The 1,602-nt window shown below is 66.7% G+C and carries 1 protein-coding gene and 1 pseudogene; one reads left to right on the top strand and one right to left on the bottom strand.

What is annotated here, in order from left to right; genetic code table 11:
• Positions 1-665, top strand: a pseudogene (locus WAW17_RS31565) (excinuclease ABC subunit A); the annotation flags it as partial.
• 6 nt (positions 666-671) lie between these two features.
• Here WAW17_RS31565 and WAW17_RS31560 read toward each other — a convergent pair.
• Positions 672-1,406, bottom strand: coding sequence for an alpha/beta fold hydrolase (locus WAW17_RS31560; protein WP_422336767.1), 735 nt, complete (start codon positions 1,404-1,406; stop codon positions 672-674).
• Positions 1,407-1,602 lie beyond the last annotated feature (196 nt).

Below are 1,602 nucleotides of genomic sequence, written 5' to 3'. Positions count from 1 at the left end.
GTCATGGGGCGCGGTACAACAGGGAAACTCTCGAAGTGCACTACAAGGGCAAGAGCATCGCGGAAGTTCTCGAAATGCCCATCGAGGAGGCAGCGGACTTCTTCGAGCCGATCACGTCCATTCACCGCTATCTGAAGACCCTCGTCGAGGTCGGGCTGGGTTACGTCCGCCTCGGACAGCCCGCTCCGACGCTGTCCGGTGGTGAGGCGCAACGCGTCAAGCTGGCAGCAGAACTGCAGAAGCGCACGTCGGGCAGGGCTGTGTACATCCTCGACGAACCCACCACCGGCCTGCACTTCGAGGACATCCGCAAGCTGCTCAAGGTGATCAACGGTCTGGTCGACAAGGGCAACACCGTCATCGTCATCGAACACAACCTCGACGTGATCAAGACGGCGGACTGGGTGATCGACATGGGCCCGGAGGGTGGTTCGGGTGGCGGCACCGTCGTCGCGCAGGGCACGCCCGAAGAAGTGGCCGTCGTTCCGGAGAGCTACACGGGCCGGTTCCTCGAGAGCGTGCTGTCGGTGCCCGCATCGGTCCCCGCGAAGGCGAAGTCGCCACGCGGAGCTGCCGGTAGGACGGCAGCTCCGAAGAAGACTGCCACGGCCAAGACCGGAACGTCCGGCAAACGGTCGGCGAAGAAGGCCGCAGCAGTCGGCTGAGGTTGCTCAGCGGGCGGCCGCCGCGTCGATGACGTCGGCGAGTTCGGCGGGACGTGACCACATCGGCCAGTGCCCGGTGGGGAGGTCGACGTAGTCGACGGTGCGGAGGTGCGCCAGTTCGGCCACCATCGGGTGACCCGAGGCAGCCATCTGACGAATGGTGTCCGACGGGAAGCTCGTACACAGCACGGTCGACGGCACGTCGAGCCGTCGCTCGTTCTTCAGAACGAACACGTCTCGAGCAGGTCCGGCAGGGTGTGGAACGGCGCGCGCCCGGAAACCCGCGAGCGCCGCGTCGTCCAGGCCTTCCAGGCTGCTCCCCTCGGCCTCGAGTTCCGCCCATGTCGGCAGCGGGATCTCGGTTGCCGAAGGATCGAGGTCCTCCCGCAGGACCGAGCCGTTCTGCAGGGGGCCCGAGTCGACGTAGATCACCCTCGTGAACCGATCGGGTGCGCGATCGGTCGCGGCATACGAGACCGGTCCGGCACCGCTGTGCGCGACGAGCACGGTACGTTCTTCGGCCGGTGTGGTGGCTGCCGCGTCGAGGATCGCCTGGACATGATCGTCGAGGGTGATCGCCGCACGATCGTTCTCCGCCGAGTCGAGGCCGGGAAGGGTGACTGTTGTGACGCGGTAGCCGCGCCCGGCGAGGTCGGCGGCAACTGCCTCCCACGCCCACGCGCCGAGCCAGAATCCGGGGACGAGAACGAGGTGCGTTGCTGTGCGTTGTGTATTCGACATGGCCCACAATTACGGCATGGCCGCCGATGCCGCTCGTCGGCCGGCGGATTCAACCCCGTCCAGGCGGTCTCGGTGCTTCGGCGGCCCTACAGCCCCTGCGCCCGCTCGCCCACGGACCGGTCGATCAACGAGACGAGGATCGACTCGTTGCAGATTCGCCGGTGACGGCACCGCGCAACTCCGCGAGTTGTTCGCT

Source organism: Rhodococcus sp. (in: high G+C Gram-positive bacteria) (assembly GCF_049286785.1).
In the GTDB taxonomy this organism is placed as follows: domain Bacteria; phylum Actinomycetota; class Actinomycetes; order Mycobacteriales; family Mycobacteriaceae; genus Rhodococcus_F.
The sequence above is the reverse complement of the archived record's forward strand: the minus strand, read 5'-3'. Positions and strand labels throughout refer to the sequence as shown.

What these genes read in the sequence shown, in the direction of transcription:
- WAW17_RS31560 (WP_422336767.1), bottom strand. Translation starts at nt 1,406, where the DNA reads ATGTCGAATACACAACGCACAGCAACGCACCTCGTTCTCGTCCCCGGA.